A 24,852-nucleotide genomic window follows, 5' to 3' on the forward strand; every position below is an offset into this window, starting at 1 on the left:
CCCCCGCCCATCCCTCGCACCATTGTCCGCACCTGCAAAAATCAATAACAACAAGGTCCGACACCATGACTACGCGCCCTCTGCGCTCCGGCTGATCTCGCCCGCCCCCTTATCCGAATTCGACTTTTTGTCTGCGACCCCTTGGTTGCGGCTGTGTACTGCCTTATCCCTGACAATTAGAGAGACCCGAGTCCATGACTTCCTCCACCACGCAGTATTTGTTCCCCAGTCTGATCGCCATCGCACTGGCCGGCGCGGCCCTGCCCGCCTTGGCCGAGGAAGCAGGCTTTGTCGAAGGTGCCAAGGTCAACCTGAACCTGCGTAACTTCTACATCAACCGTAACTTCACCAATCCGACCAAGAGCCAGGGCAAGGCTGAAGAGTGGACGCAAAGCTTTATCCTCGACGCCAAATCCGGGTTCACCCAGGGCACCGTCGGGTTCGGCATGGACGTGCTGGGGTTGTATTCGGTCAAGCTCGACGGCGGTAAAGGCACCGGTGGGACGCAGTTGCTGCCGCTGGATCACGATGGTCGCCCGGCGGACAACTTCGGTCGCGCCAACGTGGCGTTCAAGGCGAAGCTGTCCCAGACCGAAGTGAAGGTCGGCGAATGGATGCCGGTGCTGCCGATCCTGCGTTCGGACGACGGTCGCTCGCTGCCGCAAACCTTCCGTGGCGGCCAGATCACCTCGAAGGAAATCGACGGCCTGACGCTCTACGGCGGCCAGTTCCGCGCCAACAGCCCGCGCGACGACAGCAGCATGAGCGATATGTCGATGACCGGCAAAGCGGCCTTCAAGTCAGACCGCTTCAACTTCCAGGGCGGCGAATACGTCTTCAACGACAAGCGCACTCAGATTGGCCTGTGGAATGCTGAACTCAAAGACATCTACAGCCAGCAATACGTCAACCTGATCCACACCCAACCGCTGGGCGACTGGACGCTGGGCGCCAATCTCGGGTTCTTCTACGGCAAGGATGACGGCAGCGCCCGGGCGGGCGAGCTGGACAACAAGACCTGGTCGGGCCTGTTCTCGGCCAAATACGGCGGCAACACCTTTTACGTCGGCCTGCAAAAACTCACCGGCGACAGCGCCTGGATGCGGGTCAACGGCACCAGCGGCGGCACCCTGGCCAACGACAGCTACAACTCCAGCTATGACAACGCCAGGGAAAAATCCTGGCAAGTGCGCCACGACTACAACTTCGCCGCTCTGGGTGTGCCGGGCCTGACCCTGATGAACCGCTACATCAGCGGCGACAACGTACACACCGCCACCACCAGCGACGGCAAGGAATGGGGCCGCGAAAGCGAACTGGGTTACACCGTGCAAAGCGGCGCACTCAAAGACCTCAACGTCAAATGGCGCAACTCCACCATCCGCCGTGACTTCAGCAACAACGAGTTCGACGAGAACCGCTTGATCGTCAGCTATCCGATCAGTTTGTTGTAAACATAAATCAAAAGATCGCAGCCTGCGGCAGCTCCTACAGGGGTTCACCATTCCTCTGTAGGAGCTGCCGCAGGCTGCGATCTTTTTTAGCCGTAACCCTATTCCCGCGACTCAACCCCCAACTCATCCCACACCGACTCGGCCAGGTGGAACGTCGCGTTGGCCGCCGGAATTCCGCAATAGATCGCGCTCTGCATGATCACTTCCTTGATCTCGCTGCGGGTCACGCCGTTGTTGGCGGCGGCGCGCAGGTGCAGTTTGAGTTCTTCGTTGCGGTTCATGCCGATCAGCATGGCGATGGTGATCAGGCTGCGGGTGTGGCGCGGCAGGCCCGGACGGGTCCAGATGTCGCCCCAGGCGTGACGGGTGATCATCTCCTGGAACTCCGAGTTGAACTCGGTCAGCGCGTTCAGGCTGCGGTCGACGTGGGCGTCACCGAGCACTGCGCGACGGACTTTCATGCCCTCGTCGTAACGTTGTTTCTCGTCCACAAAAAATTCCTCAATGACCTGAAAGAAACGCCAGCACCCGCTCGCTGAACGCAGCGCCGGCCTGGACGTTGGACAGGTGCGCGGCGTAGAACTCGGCGTACTCGGCGCCCCGCACGTGTTCCTGAATGAAATGCCCGCCAGACGGCGGTGTGACCGCATCTTCGGTGCCGGCGATCACCAGCAGCGGCGCCTTGATCGAGGACAACTGATCGCGGAAATCGGCATCGCGCACCGCCGCGCAATTGGCCGCGTAACCTTCAGGCGAGGTAGCCGCGAGCATGTCGGTGATCTGCTTCGCCGCTGCCGGATTGGCAGCGGAAAAATCCGGGGTAAACCAGCGTGCAATCGACGCATCACGCAATGCCACCATTGCCGCCGCGCCGTCGCGCAGCACGGTTTCGATTCGTGGGTTCCACACCGATGGATCGCCGATTTTCGCCGCGGTGTTGCACACGATCAGTTTGTTCAAACGCTGACCGGCGTTGATCCCCAGCCATTGACCGATCAACCCGCCCATGGACAGACCACAGAAATGCGCGCGCTCGATGTGCAAGGCATCCAGCAGCGCCAGCACGTCGCGGCCCAGTTGCTCGATGCTGTACGGCCCCGGCGTCACCAATGACTTGCCGTGACCACGGGTGTCAAAACGCAGCACCCTGAAATGCTCGGCGAACGCCGGGATCTGCGCGTCCCACATGTGCAGGTCGGTGCCCAGTGAGTTGGACAGCACCAGTACCGGCGCATCCGCCGGTCCGTCGAGTTGCGGCCCTTGAATTTGGTAGTGCAGTTCGCCATCGGCGAGTTGTACGAATGCCACAGCAGTCTCCTTCAGGCAGTCAACGCAAAATGTTCAGCCACCGCTCGCTCGACCCAGGTATGGGCCTGACCGAGGTAATGGGCGGGGTCCAGCAGATGATCGAGTTCAGCGTCCGACAACTCGGCGGTCACTTGCGGCTCATCGCCGAGTACCGCGCGCAGATGACGTCGCTCGGCCACGGCACGCTTGCAGCATTGCTCCAGCAGATGGTGCGCGGTGTCACGACCGACCCGCTGCGCCAGGACGATGCTCACCGCTTCGGCAAGCACCAGGCCCTGGGTCAGGTCGAGATTGCGGGTCATACGCGTCGCGTCCACTTCCAGTCCGTCGGCCACCAGCAGCGCTTGCTGCAGGCTGCCCGACACCAAGCAGCAGATCTCCGGCAGGGTTTCCCATTCGGCATGCCACAGGCCCAGGCTGCGCTCGTGTTCCTGGGGCATCGCGCTGAACAAAGTCGAAAGCAAACCCGGCACCCGTGTCGCCGCACCGATCAGCACCGCCGCGCCCACCGGATTGCGTTTGTGCGGCATGGTCGAGGAACCGCCTTTGCCCGGCGCCGACGGTTCAAACACTTCGCCAGCTTCGGTCTGCATCAACAGGCTGATGTCGCGGCCGAGTTTGCCGAGGCTGCCGGCGATCAAGCCAAGCACCGCGCCGAACTCCACCAGACGATCACGCTGGGTGTGCCAGGGTTGTTCCGGCAAGGTCAGTTGCAGTTCCGCGGCCAAGACTTCGGCAATCGGCATCGCCTGATCGCCAAGGGCTGCGAGGGTGCCGGAGGCGCCACCGAATTGCAGCACCAGCAGGCGCGGCTTGAGTTCCAGCAGACGCTGGCGGCTGCGGGTTACCGCGCCCAGCCAACCGGCGATCTTCATGCCGAGGGTGACCGGTGTCGCGTGTTGCAACCAGGTGCGCCCGGCCAGCGGCGTGGCGACGTATCGCTTGGCCTGGGTCGCGAGGGTTTCCCCCAACTGCGCCAGATCAGCTTCGATCAGTTGCAGCGCGCGGCGCAATTGCAACACCAGGCCAGTGTCCATCACGTCCTGGCTGGTCGCGCCCAGATGCACGTAGCGCTCGGCTTCGGCATCGCTTTTGGCGATCTGCTTACCCAGCGCCTTGACCAACGGAATCGCCGAATTGCCCGCCGTGGCAATTGCCTCGCCGAGAGCGGCGAAGTCGTAATGCTCGGCCTTACAGGCCGCTTCGATAGATGCGACAGCCGCTTGCGGAATCAGGCCCACCCGTGCCTCGGCCCGGGCCAGTGCGGCTTCGAAATCCAGCATGGCCTGAACCCGGCCCTGATCGCAGAACACCCCACGCATATCGCGTGCGGTGAAATAGGCATCGAACAATTGATTGCCCGGTCGCTGATTCATAAACAGTCCTTGCAGGCAAGGGCCAGTGAGGCCCCCGCATAAAGATCAAAGGTCGTTTTCCAAATACTTCGGCTGTTTCGGCAGACGCAGGCTGAACAGGAACGCCACCGCCATCATCACCGTCACGTACCAGTAGAACGAGTTTTCCATGCCTCCGGCTTTAAGGCTCAGCGCTACATATTCCGCCGAACCGCCGAAGATCGCATTCGCCACCGCATACGCCAGGCCGACGCCCAAGGCACGCACCTCTGGCGGGAACATTTCGGCTTTCACCAGACCACTGATCGAGGTGTAGAAACTGACGATCGCCAGCGCCACGGTAATCAGCACAAACGCCAGGAACGGATTGCTGACACTTTTCAGGCTCAGCAGGATCGGTACGGTGCACAACGTCCCGAGGGCGCCGAACCAGAGCATCGAATTGCGCCGGCCGATCTTGTCGGCGAGCATGCCGAAGAACGGCTGCATGCACATGTAAAGGAACAGTGCACCGGTCATGATGTAGCTGGCGGTCTTGGCGTGCATGCCGGCGGTGTTCACCAGGTATTTCTGCATGTACGTGGTGAAGGTGTAGAAAATCAGCGAACCGCCGGCGGTGTAACCCAGTACGGTGATGAAGGCTGCCTTGTGATCGCGGAACAGCGCACCGATGCTGCCGGCGTCCTTGTTTTCGCGCATTTCCTTGCTGCTGGTTTCCTTGAGCGCACGACGCAGGAACAATGAAATCAACGCCGCCGCCGCACCGACCACGAACGGAATCCGCCAGCCGTAGGCACGCAATTCATCCTCGTTGAGAAACTGCTGCAGGATCACCACCAGCGACACCGCCAGCAACTGCCCGCCAATCAGCGTCACGTACTGGAACGACGCGAAGAACCCGCGCTGGCCCTTGAGGGCGACTTCGCTCATGTAAGTCGCGGTGGTGCCGTATTCGCCGCCCACCGACAAGCCCTGCAGCAAGCGCGCGAACAACAGCAGGATCGGCGCCCAGACACCGATACTGTTGTAGGTCGGCAGGCAAGCGATGAGCAGCGAACCGAAGCACATCATCAGAATCGAGATCAGCATCGAGTTCTTGCGCCCGTGCTTGTCCGCCAGCCGACCGAAGATCCAGCCGCCAATGGGGCGCATCAGAAACCCGGCGGCAAACACGCCCGCGGTGTTGACCAACTGCACCGTGGGGTTATCGGACGGAAAAAAGGCCGGGGCAAAGTAGATCGCACAGAAGGCGTAGACGTAGAAGTCGAACCACTCGACCAGATTGCCGGACGAGGCGCCGACAATCGCAAAGATTCTTTTGCTGCGTTCTTCACCGGTGTAGACAGCTGTGGAGGTTGTCATTGTTTTTCACTCTGTGGGGACCGTGAGAGTCTAGACATATTTCGCAATAGTCCCGTTCCGCAGATGGATGCATAACCTGAGAGCAGTGCAATCTCTGTGGCGAGGGAGCTTGCTCCCGCTCGGCTGCGAAGCAGTCGTAAAACCGGTTGGCGCGGTTTGCCTGATACATCATGTCAGCCGGGTTTGGGCTTGCTTCGCAAGCCAGCGGGAGCAAGCTCCCTCGCCACAAGAGCAACGATCACTCAGTAATCGAAGAACACCGTCTCCGCATCCGTCCCCTGCAGAATCACATTCCACTGATAAACACCCGCAGCATCCTGCTTCGCCAACAAGGTGCCACGACGTTCGGCGGGCACGCATTCGAGCAGTGGGTCCGCCACGTTGGCTGGCTCACCATCGAAGTAAATCCGCGTCAGCAAGTGCTTCACCAACCCGCGAGCAAACACCAGCACCACCAGGTGCGGCGCCTGGGTCGTGCCCTTCAGGCCTTCCACGGTGCCCGGCTTGATCGTGGTAAAGCGAAAGCGCCCTTGTGCATCCACCGGCACCCGGCCAAACCCTTCGAAGTTCGGGTCCAGGGGTTTGTCCTGATCGTCTTCGGGGTGGTCGTACTTGCCAGCGGCGTTGGCTTGCCAGACTTCGAGCATGGCGTCGTTGACGAAGTCGCCATTGCCGTCGACGACTTGCCCGGTGATCGCCACACGCTCGCCGAGGGTCTGTTCAACGGTCAGGTCTTCACGGTTCAGCCAGGTCAGGCCGATGTGGTAGTACGGTCCGACGGTGTGGGATGTGGTCGCGTTCAGCGTCATCTTATTTCTCCATCGGCGTGGCGTCGCGGCCGCGCAAAACGATGTCCCAACGATAAGCGAGGGCATAGGAAGGGATGGTTTTTTCCAGATCGAAACTGGCGATCAAACGCTCTTTGGCGCTGGTATCGGGCACGCAGTTGTAGATCGGGTCGTAAGCCAGCAACGGGTCGCCCGGGAAATACATCTGGGTCACCAGGCGCGTCAGAATGCTCGGCCCGAACAGGGAGAAATGGATGTGCGCCGGACGCCAGGCATTGTGGTGATTACCCCACGGGTAGGCGCCAGGCTTGATGGTCTGGAACTGGTACCAGCCATCGGCGTCGGTCACGGTGCGGCCGGTGCCGGTGAAGTTCGGGTCCATCGGTGCGTCGTGCAGATCGCGGGCATGGTTGTAACGACCGGCGGCGTTGGCCTGCCAGATCTCCACCAGAATGCCAGGCACCGGCAGACCGTCTTCATCCAGCACACGGCCGTGGATGATGATCCGTTCACCCAATGGCTCGCCCGAGTGCTGGGCGGTCAGGTCGTTGTCCCGCTCCTGAATACGCTCGGCGCCGATGGTCGGGCCGGTGATTTCCGACAGCGAATGAGGCAAAAACACCAACGGCTTGGACGGCGAGCGAAGGTTGGTGGATTGATAAGGAGGGTGCAGGTATTCCGGCTGAGTGCCCGCCTGCGGGCGACGGTAACCTGGTTTGTCAGTCATTGCGCTTTCCTCAATTCTTATTAGTCGCTTCTGTGCGTCAGACCCGTTCGATCGCCAGGGCCAGGCCCTGACCGACACCGACGCACATGGTCGCCAAGCCTTTCTTGCCGCCCGTCTTTTCCAGTTGATGCAGTGCGGTCAGCACCAGACGCGCACCGCTCATGCCCAGCGGATGGCCCAAGGCAATGGCGCCACCGTTCGGGTTGACCTGGGCCGCGTCATCCGCCAGTCCCAGTTCACGCAGCACCGCCAGACCCTGGCTGGCGAAGGCTTCGTTGAGTTCGATCACGTCGAAATCGTTGACCGCCAGGCCCAGGCGCTCAGTCAATTTACGCACCGCCGGCACCGGGCCGATACCCATCACCCGTGGTGCGACACCGGCGCTGGCCATGCCGAGCACTTTGGCGCGGGCGGTCAGGCCGTGTTTCTTCACGGCTTCGGCCGAAGCCAGAATCAGCGCTGCAGCACCGTCGTTCACACCGGAGGCATTGCCGGCGGTGACGGTTTTGTCGGGGCCGTTGACCGGTTTGAGTTTGGCCAGGGTCTCGAGTGTGGTATCGGCGCGAGGATGTTCGTCCTGGCTGACCACTGTTTCACCCTTCTTGTGGGCAATGCGCACTTCAACGATTTCTTCGGCGAAAAATCCTGCGGCTTGCGCGGCGGCTGTCCGTTGCTGACTGCGCAGTGCGAAAGCGTCCTGATCCTCGCGGGAAACCTGGTAATCGTCGGCCACGTTATCGGCGGTTTGCGGCATTGCATCGACACCGTACTGGGCTTTCATCAACGGGTTGATGAAACGCCAGCCGATGGTGGTGTCTTCCAGCTTCATGTTGCGCGAAAACGCCGCGTCGGCCTTGCCCATCACGAACGGTGCGCGGGACATCGATTCGACGCCGCCGGCAATCGTCAGCTCCATCTCACCGCTGGCGATGGCCCGAAACGCAGTGCCGATAGCGTCCATGCCCGAAGCGCAGAGGCGATTGAGGGTGACGCCCGGAATAGTTTCCGGCAGCCCCGCCAGCAGCAACGCCATGCGAGCTACGTTGCGGTTGTCTTCACCGGCCTGGTTGGCGCAGCCGAGGAACACCTCGTCCACCGCGTTCCAGTCCACCGACGGGTTGCGCGCCATCAGCGCCTTAATCGGCACGGCGGCCAGGTCATCGGCGCGAACCGCCGACAGGCCACCGCCGAAACGGCCGATGGGGGTACGAATCGCGTCACAGATATAAACGTCGCGCATCAGGCTTCTCCGGGTGCTTGGCCGTGGGCCGCCGCAGTGCGGGCTTCCAGATCACGTAGCGCGGTCAACTCGACTTCGGTTGGCTCGGCAGTGTTTTCAACCGTGTCGGCAAAACGAATCGGCCAACCGGTGGCCGCGATCACTTGCTCGCGGGTCACCCCTGGGTGCAGCGCGGTGACCACGAATTCATGGGTGCCGGCTTCCGGTTCCATGATGCACAGATCGGTAATAATGCCGACGGGACCTGCGCCCGGCAGGCCGAGACGTTTGCGCGAATCACCGCCCTCGCCGTGGCCGACCGAGGTAATGAAGTCGAGCTTGTCGACGAACGAACGCGCCGACTGCTTGAGGATGATCAGCACGCTCTTGGCGGAACCGGCGATCTCCGGCGCACCACCTGCGCCCGGCAGGCGAACTTTCGGCTGATGGTAGTCGCCGACCACCGTGGTGTTGATGTTGCCGAAGCGATCGACTTGCGCGGCGCCGAGGAAGCCGACGTCAATGCGCCCGCCCTGCAGCCAGTAGCGAAAAATCTCGCCGGTCGGGACGACGGTGTCGGCGGTTTCCGCCAGCTCACCGTCACCGATCGACAATGGCAGTACGCTTGGCTTGGCACCGATCGGACCCGATTCGTAGATCAGGACTACATCGGGCGAGGACGTCAGTCGCGCCAGGTTGGCGGCTTTCGACGGCAGGCCGATACCAACGAAGCACACCGAACCGTTTTTCAGGCGGCGGGCGGCGGCGACGGTCATCATTTCATTGGTGGTGTAAGTCATTACTTGGCCTCCGAAGCAGCGGCCAGCTTGGCCTGAAACTCGCTGAAGTCAGCGCAGCCGTGGATGTATTCGTTGATCCACGCGGTGAAGGTTTCACGGTCGCGGGCAATCGGGTCCCAGGCCTGGTAGAAGCGGTTGTCACGCTCGGTGTAACCGTGGGCGTAGGACGGATGCGCGCCGCCCGGTACGTGGCAGACCGCGCTCAGAGCCCAGGTCGGCAGCACGCAAGCGTTCATCGGTGCATTGAGATCGTCGACGATTTCTTCGACGGTGACGATGCAACGCTTGGCCGCCAGCGCCGCTTCTTTCTGCACCCCGAGAATGCCCCAGAGCAGCACGTTGCCTTGGCGGTCGGCTTTCTGCGCGTGAATCACGGTGATGTCCGGACGCACCGACGGCACCGCCGCCAGCACTTCGCCGGTGAACGGGCACGTGACGGTCTTGATCAGCGGGTTGACCTTCGGCAGGTCGGAACCGGCGTAGGCTCGCAGCACCGCGAACGGTAAGCCCGAAGCGCCCGCGACGTAGGCATTGGCCAGGTCGGCGTGGCTGTGCTCTTCGATTTCCAGCGCATGCGGCCACTGTCGCTCGACTGCGTCACGCAGACGGTGCAGCGAACCGACGCCGGGGTTGCCGCCCCAGGAGAAAATCAGTTTGCGAGCACAACCGGCACCGATCAACTGGTCGTAGATCAAGTCAGGCGTCATCCGCACCAGGGTCAGGTCTTTCTTGCCCTGACGAATGATTTCGTGACCAGCCGCCGTAGGAATCAGGTGAGTGAAGCCTTCGAGCGCGACGGTATCGCCGTCGTTGACGAACTGCTTCACCGCGTCATGCAGCGAAAGGATTTCAGCCATGGGGCAGGCTCCCGTTTATTATTAACCGACAGTGTGGGAAAAAGGCGCCGATGCGCAGCGCCGGAATGACTGAAGATTAAGCCCCTGGAATGACCCAAACAATCCGATAATCGACTGAGTGTTCGTTTATCGAACAGATTGTTACCTCACTATCGTTCTCTGTCGCCTGCAAAAAGATCGCAGCCTGCGACAGCTCCTACGGGTGTTCGCTTTCCTTTGTAGGAGCTGCCGCAGGCTGCGATCTTTTCTGCTACCCCGCTATCTCAAACCTGATCAGGTCGCATCCGCATGGCTGACCATGCCCTTGATCACCACCGCCGTGGTCGCCAACGCGGCCGGAATCACCAGCGCCGTCAGCACCTGTTCGAAGTTCCAGCCCAGGCCCAGCAACGTCGCGCCCATCCACGCCCCGAGGATCGCGCCGAAGCGGCCAATCCCAAGCATCCACGACACACCGGTCGCCCGCCCTTGCGTCGGGTAAAAACGCGCCGCCAGCGACGGCATTGCCGATTGCGCGCCGTTGACACACATCCCGGCCACCAGCACCAGGGTCGCCAGCACGGCGATGTTGCCCAGGCTCTGCCCTACCGCGTAGGCAAACACTCCGGCCAACAAGTAGAAAGTGCCGATGACCTTGTGCGGATTGAACCGGTCCATCGTCCAACCCACGCCCACTGCGCTCAACACCCCACCCAGCTGGAACAGCGCACCAATGAATGCGGCCTGCTCCATGCTCGCGCCGCTGTCACGCATCAGCGTCGGCAACCAACTGGTCAGCAGATAAACAATCACCAGCCCCATGAAGTACGTCAGCCACAGCAACAATGTGCCGGTGCTGTAAGTGCCGGAGAAGATCACCGCGAACACATTGCGTGCCTTCACGGTTTTCTGTTCCGGCACGCTGAAGCTCGAAGCCTGGGCCACCACCGCTGGGTCGATCGGTGCCAGGGCCTTGCGCACTTTGTCGGTACCGCGATTGCGCACCACCAGATAGCGCGCCGATTCAGGCAACCACAACAGCAAAACGACGGTGAGTATCAGCGGCAGAATCCCGCCGATCATCAACAGGCTGTGCCAGCCGAAGGCCGGGATCAGTTTGGCCGAGATGAACCCGCCCCCGGCCATGCCGAGGTTGAAGCCGCAGAACATGCTGGTCACCAGCAGGGATTTCTTGCGTTCCGGGGTGTATTCGGACAGCAGCGTGGTCGCGTTCGGCATGCCGGCGCCCAGGCCCAGGCCGGTGAGGAAACGCAGCACCAGCAGTTGATCGACATTGGTGCTGTAAGCCGATGCCAGGCTGAACGCACCGAACAACAACACCGCGCCCACCAGTACGACTTTTCGCCCGAAGCGGTCAGCCAACGGCCCGGAACCCAAGGCGCCAAAGACCATGCCGATCAGTGCCGCACTCATCACCGGGCCGAGGCTGGCGCGATCGATGCCCCAGTCCTGGGACAATGCCGGCGCGATAAACCCCATGGCCGCGGTGTCGAGGCCATCGAGGAAGACAATCAGGAAACACAGGATCACCACCCGCCATTGGTAGCGCGAAATGGGTTGAGCGTTGATGAAGGACTGCACGTCGAGGCAGTTCCCTACAGCAGACTGAGGCTGGTTCATTATTTTTATTCCACGCAAAGAACGCAGTCGAACAAGTGCCAGCCGAGGCTGACGCTGTCACAAAAAAGGAGGTCGGGATCAGGCGATCCGGTTTCGGCAGCTAAGCCGGTGGGAACAGCGACAGTGGGGAAACGTGCACATGACGATGCCTCTTCTCATTATTATTGGGTCGTCGTCCGGCAACCGGCCGAGGGCCAGCAGCGCCGGATGACGCTGCCGCGACATTAATGATCCGAAGGAAAGAGCGTCAATTCGATAAACGCGACTCTGTGCGTTTATCGAACAGCTTAGGCAAACAGCTGCGCACTCAAGTCGCGGCTGGCACTCAACAAACCTGGCAGGAAACGTTGCTCCAACTCGCTGCGGCTGACCCGGCCGGCATGGGTGCTGACGTTCAGCGCCGCCACTACCTGGCCAGAAGCGTCATACACCGGCACGGCAATCGAGCGCAGGCCCTGCTCCAGTTCCTGATCGACGATGCACCAGCCTTGTCGCCGTACTTCTTGAAGGCATTCGAGCAAGGCTTCGGGGGTATGCAGGGTGCGACTGGTCTTGGCTTGCAGGTCTGCATGGTCGAGGTATTCGCGCAGCGACGTGTCGTCCAGCGCGGCGAGCAGAATCCGGCCCATGGAAGTGCAATAGGCCGGCAAGCGCCCACCCACCGAGAGGTCGACAGAAATCAGCCGCTGGGTAGTCGCCGAGCGCGCAATGTACAAAATGTCATCGCCCTCCAGCGTGGCCATGTTGCAGGCCTCGTGCAATTGCTCGCTCATGCGGTCCAGGTACGGCTGGGCAGACACCGCCAGTGGAGTCGACGACAGATAGGCATGGCCCAGGGTCAAGACTTTGGGCAGCAGCGAATAGGTGCGCCCGTCGGTGGTGGCGTAGCCGAGCTTGATCAGCGTATGCAGGCAACGTCGCACAGCGGCGCGGGGTATTTCCGTGCGGTGGCTGATCTGTGCAATGGTCAGGTGCCGCTTGCGCTCCTGGAACGCTTGCACCACCGCCAGGCCACGGGCCAGGGAAGTCATGAAATCCGGGTCACCGGTCAGGGCCTGGATTCGCTTGGCGGGCGAGGCGACGATCGGCGGCGCCACTGAAGCGAAGGAATTGCGCATTTGATCGTTCATATCAGGTTCCCCACACGGATCAGCGACTATTACAAGCGGCCCCGGTCTGACACACAAGCCAGCGGCTGCCAGGATTGGGCGATTATCGAACCACAGACCGATAATCGCAATCGTGCTGCGTGCATTCAGCCATCCTGCTTTCACTCACCCACAATACGGTTGTTATTTTCGGTCACTGGTTTAAAGGAGAACGATGTAATAATTTGTCCGGCTTAATGGCGCCAGAAAGTCACCACTGCAACTGGCATCAGTCCACCGTAGTTACCGGCAAGTTGCGAGCAACAAAACAATCACACATGAGGAACTACTTTTAACTGCCAAGAGATAGTGTTCTTCGAATCGACCGCTATAATGCATTTCAGAGGCGACCGGTTTTTTGTACCGATTCCGCCCGCCGGCAGCGCGATATCCATCGCCGCTGTCCGCAGCAAGCGCTTGACGCTCATTTAATATGTTCCGCCAACGCGCTCGCTGAAACAGGAGACTGATGCTGCGTCAGCTGTTTTGCTCTGGTGCCGTGGCCGCCTGCAACATTGAAGTATTGATTGTGCCGTGGGAACGATGTCGTATCAGGCATTGTCCTTTCGACGAGCATGGTCAATAGATCGATGCAGCGCGTTTCACCAGAATTAATCTCAACTCAATCAGGTAGCACTGTGACGAAAGACGAACTGCGCGCGGAACTTGAGCGCCAGGAACAACGTTACAAGGAAGTTTACGGCGGGGAAGTCACCACCTACGCCGCTCAGCCCGAACCCGAACGCAAACCCTGGCGTAAACGCGCCACCGTTCAGGATCAGGCCTTCACCCAGGAATTGCAGAAGATGGAAAAGGAACTCAAAGCCGAAGAGCCATGACCGCCTCGACTTGAATCCTTTCAAGAGCCTGCGTCTGCACCCGTTAAAAGCGGGTTGTATCGATGGTGCTTTTCGCGCCCGCTACAAGCGGGCAGCGGCTTCCTCATCCATTCGATGAGGCAAACGGCTCTTGCCTGACCTTCTTCTCAGATATTTCACACAAGCGTTCAAGCCTCTCGTCCCAACGAGAGAAACCCTTGTGGCTGCTGCCTTTCCAAGCGAATTCAATGACTTGTAGGCCCCTGAAAAACCCTGGGATTCAGGGGATTGCCACCTACTAATTCATTGAAGAATGTAACCGATGAGCAGCAAGTGCATCGATTATCAGTCTTTTCTGGCATAATCGCGCCCCCTTACGAACGGGTCAGAAAACCTTCATGATCGATTTATTCAGCGGACTGGATGCTTGGGTGCTTGTGAGCCTCTTGCTCGCCCTGGCCTTTGTCCTCGCCTTCGAGTTCATCAACGGCTTTCATGACACCGCAAACGCGGTGGCCACTGTTATCTACACCAAAGCCATGCCGCCTCATCTGGCGGTGTTCTTTTCCGGTGTGTTCAACTTCCTCGGCGTGCTGCTGGGCGGTGTGGGGGTGGCGTATGCCATCGTCCATCTGCTGCCGGTAGAACTGTTGATCAATGTGAACACCGGTCACGGGCTGGCCATGGTGTTCTCGTTACTCGCCGCCGCCATCACCTGGAACCTGGGCACCTGGTACTTCGGTATCCCGGCCTCCAGTTCCCATACGCTTATCGGTTCGATCCTCGGTGTCGGCCTGGCCAACGCCCTGATCAACGACATTCCGTTGGCCGACGGCGTGAACTGGCAGAAAGCGATCGACATCGGCGCGTCCCTGGTGTTCTCGCCGATGGCCGGCTTCCTTGTTGCCGCCCTGGTGCTGATCGGCCTTAAATGGTGGCGTCCGCTGTCCAAGATGCACAAGACACCGGAACAGCGCCGCAAGATCGACGACAAGAAACACCCACCGTTCTGGAACCGTCTGGTACTGGTGATTTCGGCGATGGCGGTCAGCTTCGTGCACGGTTCGAACGATGGCCAGAAAGGTATCGGCCTGATCATGCTGGTGCTGATCGGTATCGTCCCGGCGCAATTCGTACTCGACCTGGGCAGCACCACCTACCAGATCGAACGGACGCGCGATGCAACCCTGCACCTGAGCCAGTTCTACAAGCGCAATGCCGATACGCTGGGTGAATTCCTGGCCTTGGGCAAAAGCGTGGAAGGTGATCTGCCGGAGAAATTCCGTTGCAACCCGCAACAGACCGAACCGACCATCGCCGCCCTGCTCGACACCCTCAAGGGTGTAGCCGACTACCACTCGCTGCCGGCGGAAAGCCGCATCGAAGTGCGTCGTTACCTGCTCTGCCTGGACGACACGGCGAAGAAAGTCAGCAAGCTGCCTGGCCTCGCTGCCCGTGAAAAAGCTGACCTGGACAAACTGCGCAAGGACCTGACCACCACCACTGAATACGCCCCGTTCTGGGTGATTCTGGCGGTCGCACTGGCCCTCGGCCTGGGTACCATGGTCGGCTGGAAGCGCGTGGTACTGACCATCGGCGAGAAAATCGGCAAGCAAGGCATGACCTATGCCCAAGGCATGTCGGCGCAGATCACCACGGCGAGCATGATCGGCCTGGCCAACATCTTCAGCCTGCCCGTCTCCACTACCCACGTCCTGTCCTCAGGCGTGGCCGGCACCATGGTCGCGAACAAAAGCGGCCTGCAAGGCGGCACCGTCAAAACCATCCTGCTGGCCTGGGTCCTGACCCTGCCAGCCACCGTAGGCCTGTCGGCCGGCCTGTTCTGGCTGGCCTCCAAGGCACTGGGTAGCTGATACACCGCTACTGAAAAAGGCGCGTTCCGTGAGGTTCGCGCCTTTTTTATTGCCCGCATTTCGGTATTAGATCGTTCCCACGCTCTGCGTGGGAACGATCGCACAAAAAAAAAGGGCGACCGAAGTCGCCCAAAATGCCTTGCGTGCTCATTGCTCCAGAAAGAACTACGGTTTTCTCCGCTTATGCGAATCCTTCCAGATAAAAAATCCAAACCCTGCAAAAAACAGAACCATGAGGCCGACTGTCAGCACTCCGGCGATCACCACGTTATCGAAAAACATGACTGGCCTCCTGGACTTGCCCTGTTGCGATGGGGCTAAGTTAACCAATCGGGCAGGAGAGAAAATTGACCGGGATCAATGCCGCCCGAGACTGGGCGTAAAGGAAGGGAAATAACTGACCTGCATCAACGGATGCAGGGTGTTTCAACGCTTTTTCGGTTTGTTCTTCGGCTTTTTCTTCGCTTTACCCAACGGCATGGCCTGCTCAAATGCCTGGCGCACTTCGTTCAGGCGCTTTTCATTAAGGTCATGAACCCGTTTGGCACGTTCAGAATTGAGGTCGATCAGCTTGTCATCTTGGCTCATGGCGTTCAGTGCATCGCTTGGAAATGAATTCAGCTGCCGGCTAAAGGCGACAGGATTGCGCCAATAATGCGGTCTGGCGCGGGCGCTGACCAGCCTCCGACACTTCAGATCTCAATATCGACCCACAACCCCTGACGTGGCTGATTCTCCATCAACGGCACCACTGGCACGGTGTTGTCGGCATTGAGCTCATTACCGGGTATCGCCAGATGCTCTTCAGGATCTTCATCGGCCTCGCGACGGCGCCGCTCCCGTTCCTGTTGCCGACGCTGCTCCTCGCGCAGCTGCAGGCCCGCCTCTTCCGGGTCGCGGTTTTGCAGGTCGATGGTGCTTTCATTGGAGCTTTCCTGCACCGGCACCACGGGGGGAATATCCGGGCGCTGGCGGATCGGATCCTGCTGTGAAGTGATCGGCACGGCGCTCAAGGGGAGCATCGGTGGCAGCATATTATTAGTCTCCTGTCGGCAGGCTGTCGGCTGCGGGGATGGCGACTTGAGCCATCGGTCGAAAACTTGTGACCCAACGCACAGACAGGAGCTGCCGAAGGCTGCGATCTTTTCAGGGCTTGAAGATCAAAAGATCGCAGCCTTCGGTAGCTCCTACTGAGTAATCCTTTGGCCCTTAAGGCTCATTCCGTTAAGATAGCCCGCTTTTTCAAGGTGGGAGTCAGGCAGCATGGCGCAGCAGTATCAACCGGGGCAACGCTGGATCAGTGACAGCGAAGCCGAGCTGGGTTTAGGCACCGTTCTGGCACAGGACGGCCGCTTGTTGACCGTGCTCTACCCGGCCACTGGCGACACTCGCCAGTACGCGCTACGGAATGCGCCCCTCACCCGCGTGCGGTTTTCGCCGGGTGACTCGATTACTCACTTCGAAGGCTGGAAACTGACCGTACAGGAAGTCGACGACATCGACGGCCTGCTGGTCTACCACGGCCTCAATGGGCAGAACGAAGTGGTCACCCTGCCGGAAACCCAGCTGTCGAACTTCATTCAGTTCCGACTGGCGAGCGACCGTCTGTTCGCCGGCCAGATCGACCCGCTGGCCTGGTTCTCCCTGCGTTATCACACCCTGGAACACACCAGCCGCCAGTTGCAGTCGTCGCTCTGGGGCCTGGGCGGCGTGCGCGCGCAACCGATCGCGCACCAGTTGCACATCGCCCGTGAAGTCGCCGACCGTATCGCGCCGCGGGTTCTGCTGGCCGACGAAGTGGGCCTGGGCAAGACCATCGAAGCCGGTCTGGTGATCCATCGCCAACTGCTCTCGGGCCGCGCCAACCGAGTGCTGATCCTGGTGCCGGAAAACCTCCAGCACCAGTGGCTGGTGGAGATGCGCCGCCGCTTCAACCTGCAAGTTGCGCTGTTCGACGAAGAACGCTTCATCGAAAGCGATGCCGCCAACCCGTTCGAAGACACCCAGCTCGCCCTGGTTGCACTCGAATGGTTGGTGGAAGACGAGAAAGCCCAAGACGCGCTGTTCGCCGCCGGCTGGGATTTGCTGGTGGTCGACGAAGCGCACCACCTGGTGTGGCACGAAGACCAGGTTAGCCCTGAGTACTCCCTGGTGGAGCAACTGGCTGAAGTCATTCCCGGCGTATTGCTGCTGACCGCGACCCCGGAACAACTGGGCCAGGACAGCCACTTCGCCCGTCTGCGCCTGCTCGACCCGAACCGTTTCCATGACCTGCACGCCTTCCGCGCCGAGAGCGAAAACTATCGCCCGGTGGCCGAAGCCGTTCAGGAGTTGCTGGACAAAGGGCGCCTGTCGCCTGAAGCGCACAAGACCATTCACGGCTTCCTCGGTAACGAAGGCGAAGCTCTGCTGACCGCCGTTAACGATGGCGATACCGAAGCCAGCGCCCGTCTGGTCCGTGAACTGCTGGACCGCCATGGCACTGGCCGCGTGCTGTTCCGTAATACCCGCGCCGCCGTGCAGGGTTTCCCGGAGCGCAAACTGCACCCATACCCGCTGCCGTGCCCGGCCGAATACCTCGAACTGCCGCTGGGCGATCACATCGAGCTGTACCCGGAAGTCAGCTTCCAGTCCCAGCCGGACGCCAACGAAGAAGAACGCTGGTGGAAATTCGACCCGCGCGTCGAGTGGCTGATCGACACCCTGAAAATGCTCAAGCGCACCAAAGTGCTGGTGATCTGCGCCCACGCCGAAACCGCCATGGACCTGGAAGACGCCCTGCGCGTGCGTTCCGGTATTCCGGCCACGGTGTTCCACGAAGGCATGAACATCCTTGAGCGTGACCGCGCCGCCGCCTACTTCGCGGACGAAGAATTCGGCGCCCAGGTGCTGATCTGCTCGGAAATCGGCAGTGAAGGCCGTAACTTCCAGTTCTCGCACCATCTGGTGCTGTTCGACCTGCCTTCGCACCCGGACCTGCTGGAGCAACGTATCGGTCGTCTCGACCGGATCGGCCAGAAGCACGTCATCGAACTGCACGTGCCGTACCTGGAAACCAGCCCGCAAGAGCGGCTGTTCCAGTGGTACCACGAAGCGCTGAACGCATTCCTCAACACCTGCCCGACCGGCAACGCCTTGCAGCATCAGTTCGGCCCGCGCCTGCTGCCGCTGCTGGAAGAGACCGACGATGGCGAGTGGAAAGCGCTGATCGACGAGGCCCGCGCCGAGCGTGAGCGTCTGGAAGACGAACTGCACACCGGCCGCGACCGCTTGCTGGAACTCAACTCCGGCGGCGCGGGTGAAGGTGATGCGCTGGTCGAAGCGATTCTCGAACAGGACGATCAGTTCGCCCTGCCGATCTACATGGAAACCCTGTTCGACGCCTTCGGCATCGACAGCGAAGACCATTCGGAAAACGCGCTGATCCTCAAGCCCAGCGAAAAAATGCTCGACGCCAGCTTCCCGCTGGGCGACGACGAAGGCGTGACCATCACCTACGACCGCAACCAGGCGCTGTCTCGTGAAGACATGCAGTTCATCACCTGGGAACACCCGATGGTTCAGGGTGGCATGGACCTGGTGTTGTCCGGCTCGATGGGCAACACCGCCGTGGCGCTGATCAAGAACAAGGCGCTGAAACCGGGCACCGTGTTGCTGGAACTGCTCTACGTCAGCGAAGTGGTTGCCCCGCGTTCGCTGCAACTGGGCCGTTACCTGCCGCCGGCCGCCCTGCGCTGCCTGCTCGACGCCAATGGCAATGACCTGTCGGCCCGGGTGTCATTCGAAACCCTGAACGATCAACTGGAAAGCGTGCCCCGCGCCAGCGCCAACAAGTTCATCCAGGCCCAGCGCGACCAGCTGACGCCACGGATCAACGCCGGCGAAGAGAAGATCACCCCGCGTCACGCCGAGCGCGTGGCCGAGGCACAACGTCGCCTGGCGGCCGATACCGACGAAGAACTGGCGCGCCTGACCGCCTTGCAAGCGGTCAACCCGACCGTGCGCGACAGCGAACTGGTTGCCCTGCGCAAGCAACGCGAGCAAGGCCTGGCCATGCTCGACAAAGCGGCATTGCGACTGGAAGCGATTCGGGTGTTGGTGGCGGGTTAAACCGCCCTGCTCCACCGCTATAAAAAAGGCCCGCAGCGATGCGGGCCTTTTTGCTTTCTGAGGATCTGTGGTGAAACAACCGCCGCCAAGATCGCAGCCTTCGGCAGCTCCTACAGGGGCCGCGCCGATCACGATGCCCTTGTAGGAGCTGCCGAAGGCTCGGGCCGCGATCGGACGATCTTTTGATCTTAAACCGCGGGCGCCGCTGCAATCCCGGGCTCAACCACCGCCACCAACCCTTCTTTCATCCGCTTGGCATCCCGCACAAAACACCGCGATGCCAAAAACAGAAACACCATGGTGAAAAACAGCGCCACCGGGATCAGGTACATCGCATCATGCAGGCCGACAGCCTTGAACGCCTCGGTCATCTGCTCGGCACCCGCCGAGAGCATCGCGGTATGGGCGAAGTGATCGGACAGACCGCCCACCACCACCGGCCCCAAACCACCGCCCAACAGATACAACCCGGCAAAGAACAACGCCATCGCCGTCGCCCGCAGGCGTGGTTCGACCACGTCCTGGATCGCCGTGTACACGCAGGTGTAGAAGTTGTAGGCGAATAACCACCCCAGGCTGAATACCGCGACAAATACCCCGATCTCGATCCGCCCGGCATGCAGCGCCCAAGCCGTACACAAGGTCGAAATGATCAGGCTGAATGCGGCGAACAGCAGTCGCCCATTGGCCACCCGCTGGTGAATCTTGTCGGCAATCCAGCCGCCGAGTGTCAGGCCGAACAACCCCGTCACCCCGACGATCACCCCGGTCGCCACCGCCGCGTCCTGTAACGGCATCAGAAAATAACGCTGCAGCATCGGCACCAGAAACGAGTTGCAGGCATAGGTTGCGAAGTTGAAACAAAGCCCCGCCATCACCAGCCACAGAAAAGTCGGCACCGCCAGCACTCGACGGATCGGCCGGTCCACGCGCTCCTGTGAAACCTGCACGCTTTCCGCCGCGCCACGTTTCGGCTCTTTGATGAAGAACATGAAGACCGCCAGGATCAACCCCGGCACCGCCGCGATAAAGAACGGCGCACGCCAGCTGTCGAACGCCTTGACCATCGCACCAATGGTGAAGAACGCCAGCAGCAGGCCCAGCGGCAAGCCGAGCATGAAAATGCCCATGGCCCGCGCCCGACGATGCGCCGGGAATAAATCACCGATCAGCGAGTTGGCGGCCGGCGCGTAACTGGCTTCACCGATGCCGATGCCCATCCGCACGATCAGGAAACTCCAGAAACTGCCCACCAACCCGTTGACCGCGGTCAGCCCGCTCCATGCCGCCAGGCCCCAGCCCATCAGTTTGCTGCGCGAGCCAGTATCGGCCAATCGCCCCAGAGGCAGGCCGGCAATGGCGTAGACGATGGTGAATGCAGTCCCGATGATCCCCAGCTGAAAGTCGCTGAGGTGCCATTCCATGCGGATCGGCTCGATGATGATCGCCGGAATGGTGCGATCGAAGAAGTTGAACAGGTTGGCCAGGAACAACAGGAACAGAATGCGCCAGGCATTCGCCGCTTGGGTCGAGTTCTGCATGGGTCCGTCTCTTTTTATTGTTGTTGGGGGCGTCACTGTCCCCGGAACCTCCAATCTAGTCAGGCCCGCCAGGGCTGTCTGTCATTATTCGCAAGGCTGATATCAGCCCATGGCGCCACGCATAACCTGTGGGATCAGTGCTGTCAGGAAGCCAGGTTTTTCACCATCAGTCGCAGGCTGGAAAAATACCTCTGCGCCCCCCTTCCCAACGGCATGGCGAAGCCTAGAATAGCGGCCTTGTCTGCCCACCCCATTCCCATTCCTCCTTTGATCATTGCCCATGTCCGAAGCCAGTCCGTGTCTGAATTGCGGTGCCTGCTGTTCTCATTTCCGCGTGTCTTTTTTCTGGGGTGAATGCGCCTCGGCCGGGGGCACGGTGCCTGACGAACTGGTCACGTCCATCAGCCCCAGCCGGGTGGCCATGCTGGGCACAGACTGCAAACCTGTTCGCTGTGTCGGTCTGGTGGGTGAAGTGGGCAGTACCGTGCAGTGCTCGATTTACGATCAGCGCTCCAGCACTTGTCGGGAGTTCGACGCCTCTTGGGCCAATGGCGAGGCGAACGTGGATTGCGATGCGGCACGGGCCGCGTTCGGGCTACCCGCCCTGCAACCTGAATTCGAAACGCCTTTTGAGCAGATCGCCTAAGGCTTGGCAACGACCGCAATCAAGCCATTCGAAAAATATTTGACATCATTGCGCTATCATCCCTTGCGCTCCGTGTAAGCCCTCTATACTGCCAGCATTCGCCAGCGCGCATGACGCAGGCCAAGATGACTCACAGACGGGACATGCTATGGAGTGGCTTGGTTTGCATTTCATGACCGGGCTGCCGGAAAGCGGGCAGGTCATACTCAATTGCACCCATAACCCGTTTCTGGTGTTGCTGGCCTATCTGGTCGCCTGCACGGCCGGTTTCGCCACGCTGGACATGACCGAGCGGGTGGGTCATGTGGAAAAGTCCGCCTCTCAACGACTCTGGCGCTGGGTCGGCGCCGGGTGTCTGGCGGGCGGTATCTGGTCCATGCACTTCATCAGCATGCTGGCGTTCCAGGTGCCGATCGAAATCCATTACCACCTGCCCACCACCCTGATCTCGCTGTTGTTCGCCCTGACCGCCTCGTGGCTGGCCATGTACACCCTGAGCCATCCCCAACTGAATTTCCGGCAATACCTGCGGGCCGCGGTGTGGATCGGCCTGGGCATCGCGACCATGCACTACGTGGGCATGGCCGCACTGCGATCGAATGCACTGGTCTATTACCAGCCCGCCCTGTTCGTGCTCTCCGTGGTGATCGCCATCGGTGCCAGCCTGGCTGCCCTGTTGATTTCCAGTCACTTGCGCGATGACACCGGTGCGTATCATCTACTGTTCAAATACACCGCCAGCCTGGTGCTCGGGGCCGGCATTGTCAGCATGCATTTCACCGGCATGGCATCGCTCAACCTGGTGCTGCCCGATGACAGCCTTCAACCGCTGCCCGGCGACAACAATCACCTGCAACTGGGGCTGACTGTGGCAGTGATGGCGCTGTTGATCATCGGCAGCAGCATCAGTGCCGCACTGGCGGACAAGAAGCTGCAACACAAGGAGTCCGACCTGCAGCGGGTCAACGCCCTGCTCGGTCAACTGGATCAGGCACGCATGTCGCTGCAACAGGTGGCGCATTACGACCCCTTGACCAACCTGCTCAACCGCCGGGGCTTCAACCAGCTCTTCGCCGAAAAACTCATCGAAAAAACCAACGAAGGCGGCATGCTCGCGGTGATATTCCTCGACATCGACCACTTCAAGCGGATCAACGACAGCCTTGGCCATGACGCCGGCGACGAATTGCTCAAAGTCCTCGCCAGCCATATCAAGGCTTCGGTGCGCAGCCACGAAGACGTGGTGGCGCGTTTCGGAGGCGACGAATTCTGCCTCCTCATCAACTTGTACGACCGTGAAGAAGCGCGGCATATGGCCCAGCGCATCATGCTGAAAATGAAGGACCCCATCGAGTTGTCCGGACGGCGCATGGTCATGACCACCAGCATCGGCATCAGCCTGTTTCCGGAAGACGGCAAAACCTGCGAAGAACTGCTGAAGAACGCCGACCTGGCGCTGTATCAGTCCAAGGGCAGCGGTCGTAACGGGTTGCACTTTTTCAGTTCAAACCTGAAAGCCCGCGCCACCCTGGAGTTGCAACTCGAAGAAGAACTGCGTCACGCCCTGCGCGAAGACTCCGGGTTGATGCTGTATTACCAGCCGATCTATGACCTGAGAATCGGCCGAGTCAGCAAACTTGAAGCGCTGGTCCGCTGGCAACACCCGGTTCACGGATTGTTGACGCCGGACAGGTTCATCGCCATCGCCGAGGCCAACGGCCTGATCGCCGAACTGGACAATTGGGTATTGCGCAAAGCCTGTGCAGACCTGGGCGAACTGTCCCGCCACGATTGCGAAGACCTCAAGATCGCAGTGAATTGCTCGCCCCTGAACCTGGCGCGAGAAGAACTGGCCGATGAAATCGAACACGCCCTGCGCATCTACGGGGTGACACCCCAGCGACTGGAGCTGGAGGTGACCGAGAATGCATTGATGGGCAATATTTCCAACACCCTGGTGTTGCTGCGGCAGATTCGCGCCCTTGGTGTTTCGTTGTCGATCGACGACTTCGGCACCGGCTATTCATCCCTGGCCTACCTCAGGCGCCTGCCATTAAACACGCTGAAGATCGACCGCTCGTTCATTCAGGACATTCCCATGGCCACCCAGGACATGGAAATCGTCCAGGCCATTATCGTCATGGCCCATACCCTGCATTTGCAGGTCGTCACCGAAGGTGTCGAGACCCTCGAGCAATACGACTTTCTCCAACGCCACGGCTGCGATTTCGTCCAGGGCTACCTGCTTAGCCATCCGGTGCCGCTGGCCAAGTTGCGGCCGGTGCTGGCCGAAATCAACCAGCACACTCATGCCGTCAATCCGTTGAGTCTGGCTCACGGTACAACTGCACTAACGTCGAGGGATCCTTTTCCAGGAACCCCTGCCCCCCATGGAGGCGCATCAGTTGTGCGGCCAATCCGCTGATCGGCGTGGCCGAACCCTGTTCGCGGGAAAACTTCACGGCGGTATCGAGATCCTTGAGCAGCGTGCGTACGTGCCATTTCACGGGTTCGAAACGACTTTCGGCCATTTGCGGCGCGAGAATCTGCAACGGTTTTGAATCGGCGAAACCACCGGCCAGCGCCTCGGCAATCAGGCTGGCATCGACCCCGGAGCGCTCGGCCAGGGCCACCACTTCAGCAATGACCAAGGCATTGCAGGCGACGATCATCTGATTGCAGGCCTTGGTCACCTGCCCCGCGCCGACCGCACCCATGTGGGTCACGCGCTGGCCAAGGGTCAGAAACATCGGTCGCACGCGTGCAAGGTCTGCCGCCTCGCCACCGACCATGATCGCCAGGCTGCCGGCCTCGGCGCCGACCACCCCGCCAGACACCGGCGCATCGAGCCAACCCATCCCGGTTTTATTGGCCAGTGCTGTGGCCATTTCCCGCGTTGCGGTGGGCTCCAGGCTGGAAAAATCCACCAGCAACTGGCCGCTTTTCGCCCCCTCGGCAACGCCAGCCGCGCCAAACACCACCTCACGAACCACCGCGGTATCGGCCAGGCACAACATCACCACGTCGGCGTGCTGACACAGCTCGGCCGGTGTCGCCACTTGCCGCGCACCAGCCTCGACCAGCGCTGCACACTTGGCCGGGTTGCGGTTCCACACCGTCAGCGGATAACCGGCTGCCAACAGGCGTCGGCACATCGGCAAACCCATCAGGCCGATTCCGGCGAACCCCAGCGCAGGCAACGTTGCCATCATTTAGCCTCCCTTT

Annotated in this window: 22 protein-coding genes; 6 read left to right on the forward strand and 16 right to left on the reverse strand. The window is 60.6% G+C overall.

Annotated features, from left to right (window positions below; genetic code table 11):
* Nucleotides 1-194 precede the first annotated feature (194 nt).
* Complete coding sequence (locus tag ACCC96_RS26770; RefSeq protein WP_413697383.1) at nt 195-1,454, forward strand: OprD family porin; 1,260 nt, start codon at nt 195-197, stop codon at nt 1,452-1,454.
* Between the two features lie 98 nt (nt 1,455-1,552).
* On the opposite strand, the gene pcaC is transcribed toward ACCC96_RS26770, so the two are convergent.
* The 11 genes from pcaC to pcaR all read right to left on the reverse strand — a co-directional run bounded on the left by pcaC (nt 1,553) and on the right by pcaR (nt 12,620).
* Nucleotides 1,553-1,945, reverse strand: a complete 393-nt coding sequence (gene pcaC / locus ACCC96_RS26775) for a 4-carboxymuconolactone decarboxylase (RefSeq protein WP_007935810.1) — start codon at nt 1,943-1,945, stop codon at nt 1,553-1,555.
* A gap of 10 nt (nt 1,946-1,955) precedes the next feature.
* Nucleotides 1,956-2,762 carry a 3-oxoadipate enol-lactonase gene (pcaD, locus tag ACCC96_RS26780; RefSeq protein ID WP_019647905.1) on the reverse strand — a complete coding sequence of 269 codons (807 nt, stop codon included), beginning with the start codon at nt 2,760-2,762 and terminating at the stop codon, nt 1,956-1,958.
* An 11-nt stretch (nt 2,763-2,773) separates the two neighbouring features.
* Nucleotides 2,774-4,138 carry a 3-carboxy-cis,cis-muconate cycloisomerase gene (locus ACCC96_RS26785; protein ID WP_413697384.1) on the reverse strand — a complete coding sequence of 455 codons (1,365 nt, stop codon included), beginning with the start codon at nt 4,136-4,138 and terminating at the stop codon, nt 2,774-2,776.
* 45 nt (nt 4,139-4,183) lie between these two features.
* A complete protein-coding gene (locus ACCC96_RS26790; protein ID WP_019580913.1) occupies nt 4,184-5,479 on the reverse strand; it encodes an MFS family transporter in 1,296 nt (431 codons plus the stop codon).
* A 242-nt stretch (nt 5,480-5,721) separates the two neighbouring features.
* Entirely contained in the window at nt 5,722-6,288 is a 567-nt protein-coding gene (gene pcaG, locus ACCC96_RS26795; protein ID WP_018926873.1) for a protocatechuate 3,4-dioxygenase subunit alpha, read from the reverse strand.
* 1 nt (nt 6,289) lies between these two features.
* Entirely contained in the window at nt 6,290-6,994 is a 705-nt protein-coding gene (gene pcaH, locus ACCC96_RS26800) for a protocatechuate 3,4-dioxygenase subunit beta (RefSeq protein WP_111455066.1), read from the reverse strand.
* Nucleotides 6,995-7,031: 37 nt separating this feature from the next.
* Nucleotides 7,032-8,237 carry a 3-oxoadipyl-CoA thiolase gene (pcaF, locus tag ACCC96_RS26805; RefSeq protein ID WP_413697393.1) on the reverse strand — a complete coding sequence of 402 codons (1,206 nt, stop codon included), beginning with the start codon at nt 8,235-8,237 and terminating at the stop codon, nt 7,032-7,034.
* Entirely contained in the window at nt 8,234-9,013 is a 780-nt protein-coding gene (locus tag ACCC96_RS26810) for a CoA-transferase subunit beta (protein ID WP_019580916.1), read from the reverse strand. Before ACCC96_RS26810 ends, pcaF begins: the two co-directional genes overlap by 4 nt.
* Nucleotides 9,013-9,870 (reverse strand): CoA transferase subunit A, encoded by an 858-nt coding sequence (locus tag ACCC96_RS26815; protein WP_018926877.1) that lies wholly within the window; start codon nt 9,868-9,870, stop codon nt 9,013-9,015. The genes ACCC96_RS26810 and ACCC96_RS26815 overlap by 1 nt, the downstream gene beginning before the upstream one ends.
* A gap of 273 nt (nt 9,871-10,143) precedes the next feature.
* Nucleotides 10,144-11,490 (reverse strand): MFS transporter, encoded by a 1,347-nt coding sequence (locus ACCC96_RS26820; protein ID WP_413697385.1) that lies wholly within the window; start codon nt 11,488-11,490, stop codon nt 10,144-10,146.
* Nucleotides 11,491-11,777: 287 nt separating this feature from the next.
* Nucleotides 11,778-12,620, reverse strand: a complete 843-nt coding sequence (gene pcaR, locus ACCC96_RS26825) for a pca regulon transcriptional regulator PcaR (protein WP_007935836.1) — start codon at nt 12,618-12,620, stop codon at nt 11,778-11,780.
* 656 nt (nt 12,621-13,276) lie between these two features.
* Between pcaR and ACCC96_RS26830 the strand changes: the two genes are divergently transcribed.
* Both ACCC96_RS26830 and ACCC96_RS26835 read left to right on the forward strand, forming a co-directional pair.
* Entirely contained in the window at nt 13,277-13,477 is a 201-nt protein-coding gene (locus ACCC96_RS26830) for a hypothetical protein (RefSeq protein WP_007935837.1), read from the forward strand.
* Between the two features lie 377 nt (nt 13,478-13,854).
* The gene (locus tag ACCC96_RS26835) at nt 13,855-15,330 is read left to right on the forward strand and encodes an inorganic phosphate transporter (RefSeq protein ID WP_019580918.1); all 1,476 of its coding nucleotides are present in this window, start codon (nt 13,855-13,857) and stop codon (nt 15,328-15,330) included.
* A 165-nt stretch (nt 15,331-15,495) separates the two neighbouring features.
* Here the strand turns inward: ACCC96_RS26835 and ccoM are convergent, their stop codons facing one another.
* From ccoM to ACCC96_RS26850, 3 genes are all read right to left on the reverse strand, one after another.
* The gene (gene ccoM / locus ACCC96_RS26840) at nt 15,496-15,612 is read right to left on the reverse strand and encodes a cytochrome c oxidase subunit CcoM (protein ID WP_018926882.1); all 117 of its coding nucleotides are present in this window, start codon (nt 15,610-15,612) and stop codon (nt 15,496-15,498) included.
* A 144-nt stretch (nt 15,613-15,756) separates the two neighbouring features.
* The gene (locus ACCC96_RS26845; protein ID WP_007935839.1) at nt 15,757-15,918 is read right to left on the reverse strand and encodes a hypothetical protein; all 162 of its coding nucleotides are present in this window, start codon (nt 15,916-15,918) and stop codon (nt 15,757-15,759) included.
* A 104-nt stretch (nt 15,919-16,022) separates the two neighbouring features.
* Entirely contained in the window at nt 16,023-16,364 is a 342-nt protein-coding gene (locus tag ACCC96_RS26850) for an aspartate-semialdehyde dehydrogenase (RefSeq protein ID WP_138866218.1), read from the reverse strand.
* 229 nt (nt 16,365-16,593) lie between these two features.
* Here ACCC96_RS26850 and rapA point away from each other — a divergent pair, with 229 nt between their 5' ends.
* A complete protein-coding gene (gene rapA / locus ACCC96_RS26855) occupies nt 16,594-19,440 on the forward strand; it encodes an RNA polymerase-associated protein RapA (RefSeq protein WP_138866219.1) in 2,847 nt (948 codons plus the stop codon).
* 188 nt (nt 19,441-19,628) lie between these two features.
* Here rapA and ACCC96_RS26860 read toward each other — a convergent pair whose 3' ends face one another.
* On the reverse strand, nt 19,629-20,981 hold the full coding sequence (locus tag ACCC96_RS26860) for a spinster family MFS transporter (RefSeq protein ID WP_413697386.1): 1,353 nt from the start codon (nt 20,979-20,981) through the stop codon (nt 19,629-19,631).
* Nucleotides 20,982-21,261: 280 nt separating this feature from the next.
* Here ACCC96_RS26860 and ACCC96_RS26865 point away from each other — a divergent pair, with 280 nt between their 5' ends.
* Together ACCC96_RS26865 and ACCC96_RS26870 are read left to right on the forward strand one after the other, a co-directional pair.
* Nucleotides 21,262-21,627: a YkgJ family cysteine cluster protein gene (locus ACCC96_RS26865; RefSeq protein ID WP_413697387.1), complete on the forward strand. Its 366-nt coding sequence runs from the start codon at nt 21,262-21,264 to the stop codon at nt 21,625-21,627.
* A 148-nt stretch (nt 21,628-21,775) separates the two neighbouring features.
* On the forward strand, nt 21,776-24,052 hold the full coding sequence (locus ACCC96_RS26870; protein ID WP_413697388.1) for a putative bifunctional diguanylate cyclase/phosphodiesterase: 2,277 nt from the start codon (nt 21,776-21,778) through the stop codon (nt 24,050-24,052).
* Here the strand turns inward: ACCC96_RS26870 and ACCC96_RS26875 are convergent.
* The gene (locus ACCC96_RS26875; protein WP_413697389.1) at nt 23,943-24,839 is read right to left on the reverse strand and encodes an NAD(P)-dependent oxidoreductase; all 897 of its coding nucleotides are present in this window, start codon (nt 24,837-24,839) and stop codon (nt 23,943-23,945) included. The two genes, ACCC96_RS26870 and ACCC96_RS26875, sit on opposite strands and share 110 nt — an antisense overlap.
* Nucleotides 24,840-24,852: the final 13 nt, after the last annotated feature.

This window comes from Pseudomonas sp. Pseusp11 (genome assembly GCF_047304405.1).
Taxonomy (GTDB): domain Bacteria; phylum Pseudomonadota; class Gammaproteobacteria; order Pseudomonadales; family Pseudomonadaceae; genus Aquipseudomonas.

What these genes read in the sequence shown, in the direction of transcription:
- ACCC96_RS26810 (WP_019580916.1), bottom strand. Translation starts at nt 9,013, where the DNA reads ATGACTTACACCACCAATGAAATGATGACCGTCGCCGCCGCCCGCCGC.
- ccoM (WP_018926882.1), bottom strand. Translation starts at nt 15,612, where the DNA reads ATGTTTTTCGATAACGTGGTGATCGCCGGAGTGCTGACAGTCGGCCTC.
- pcaR (WP_007935836.1), bottom strand. Translation starts at nt 12,620, where the DNA reads ATGAACGATCAAATGCGCAATTCCTTCGCTTCAGTGGCGCCGCCGATC.
- rapA (WP_138866219.1), top strand. Translation starts at nt 16,594, where the DNA reads ATGGCGCAGCAGTATCAACCGGGGCAACGCTGGATCAGTGACAGCGAA.
- pcaH (WP_111455066.1), bottom strand. Translation starts at nt 6,994, where the DNA reads ATGACTGACAAACCAGGTTACCGTCGCCCGCAGGCGGGCACTCAGCCG.
- ACCC96_RS26815 (WP_018926877.1), bottom strand. Translation starts at nt 9,870, where the DNA reads ATGGCTGAAATCCTTTCGCTGCATGACGCGGTGAAGCAGTTCGTCAAC.
- ACCC96_RS26860 (WP_413697386.1), bottom strand. Translation starts at nt 20,981, where the DNA reads ATGCAGAACTCGACCCAAGCGGCGAATGCCTGGCGCATTCTGTTCCTG.
- ACCC96_RS26865 (WP_413697387.1), top strand. Translation starts at nt 21,262, where the DNA reads ATGTCCGAAGCCAGTCCGTGTCTGAATTGCGGTGCCTGCTGTTCTCAT.
- ACCC96_RS26820 (WP_413697385.1), bottom strand. Translation starts at nt 11,490, where the DNA reads ATGAACCAGCCTCAGTCTGCTGTAGGGAACTGCCTCGACGTGCAGTCC.
- ACCC96_RS26850 (WP_138866218.1), bottom strand. Translation starts at nt 16,364, where the DNA reads ATGCTGCCACCGATGCTCCCCTTGAGCGCCGTGCCGATCACTTCACAG.
- ACCC96_RS26785 (WP_413697384.1), bottom strand. Translation starts at nt 4,138, where the DNA reads ATGAATCAGCGACCGGGCAATCAATTGTTCGATGCCTATTTCACCGCA.
- ACCC96_RS26770 (WP_413697383.1), top strand. Translation starts at nt 195, where the DNA reads ATGACTTCCTCCACCACGCAGTATTTGTTCCCCAGTCTGATCGCCATC.
- ACCC96_RS26870 (WP_413697388.1), top strand. Translation starts at nt 21,776, where the DNA reads ATGGAGTGGCTTGGTTTGCATTTCATGACCGGGCTGCCGGAAAGCGGG.
- ACCC96_RS26790 (WP_019580913.1), bottom strand. Translation starts at nt 5,479, where the DNA reads ATGACAACCTCCACAGCTGTCTACACCGGTGAAGAACGCAGCAAAAGA.
- pcaG (WP_018926873.1), bottom strand. Translation starts at nt 6,288, where the DNA reads ATGACGCTGAACGCGACCACATCCCACACCGTCGGACCGTACTACCAC.
- ACCC96_RS26875 (WP_413697389.1), bottom strand. Translation starts at nt 24,839, where the DNA reads ATGATGGCAACGTTGCCTGCGCTGGGGTTCGCCGGAATCGGCCTGATG.
- ACCC96_RS26845 (WP_007935839.1), bottom strand. Translation starts at nt 15,918, where the DNA reads ATGAGCCAAGATGACAAGCTGATCGACCTCAATTCTGAACGTGCCAAA.
- ACCC96_RS26835 (WP_019580918.1), top strand. Translation starts at nt 13,855, where the DNA reads ATGATCGATTTATTCAGCGGACTGGATGCTTGGGTGCTTGTGAGCCTC.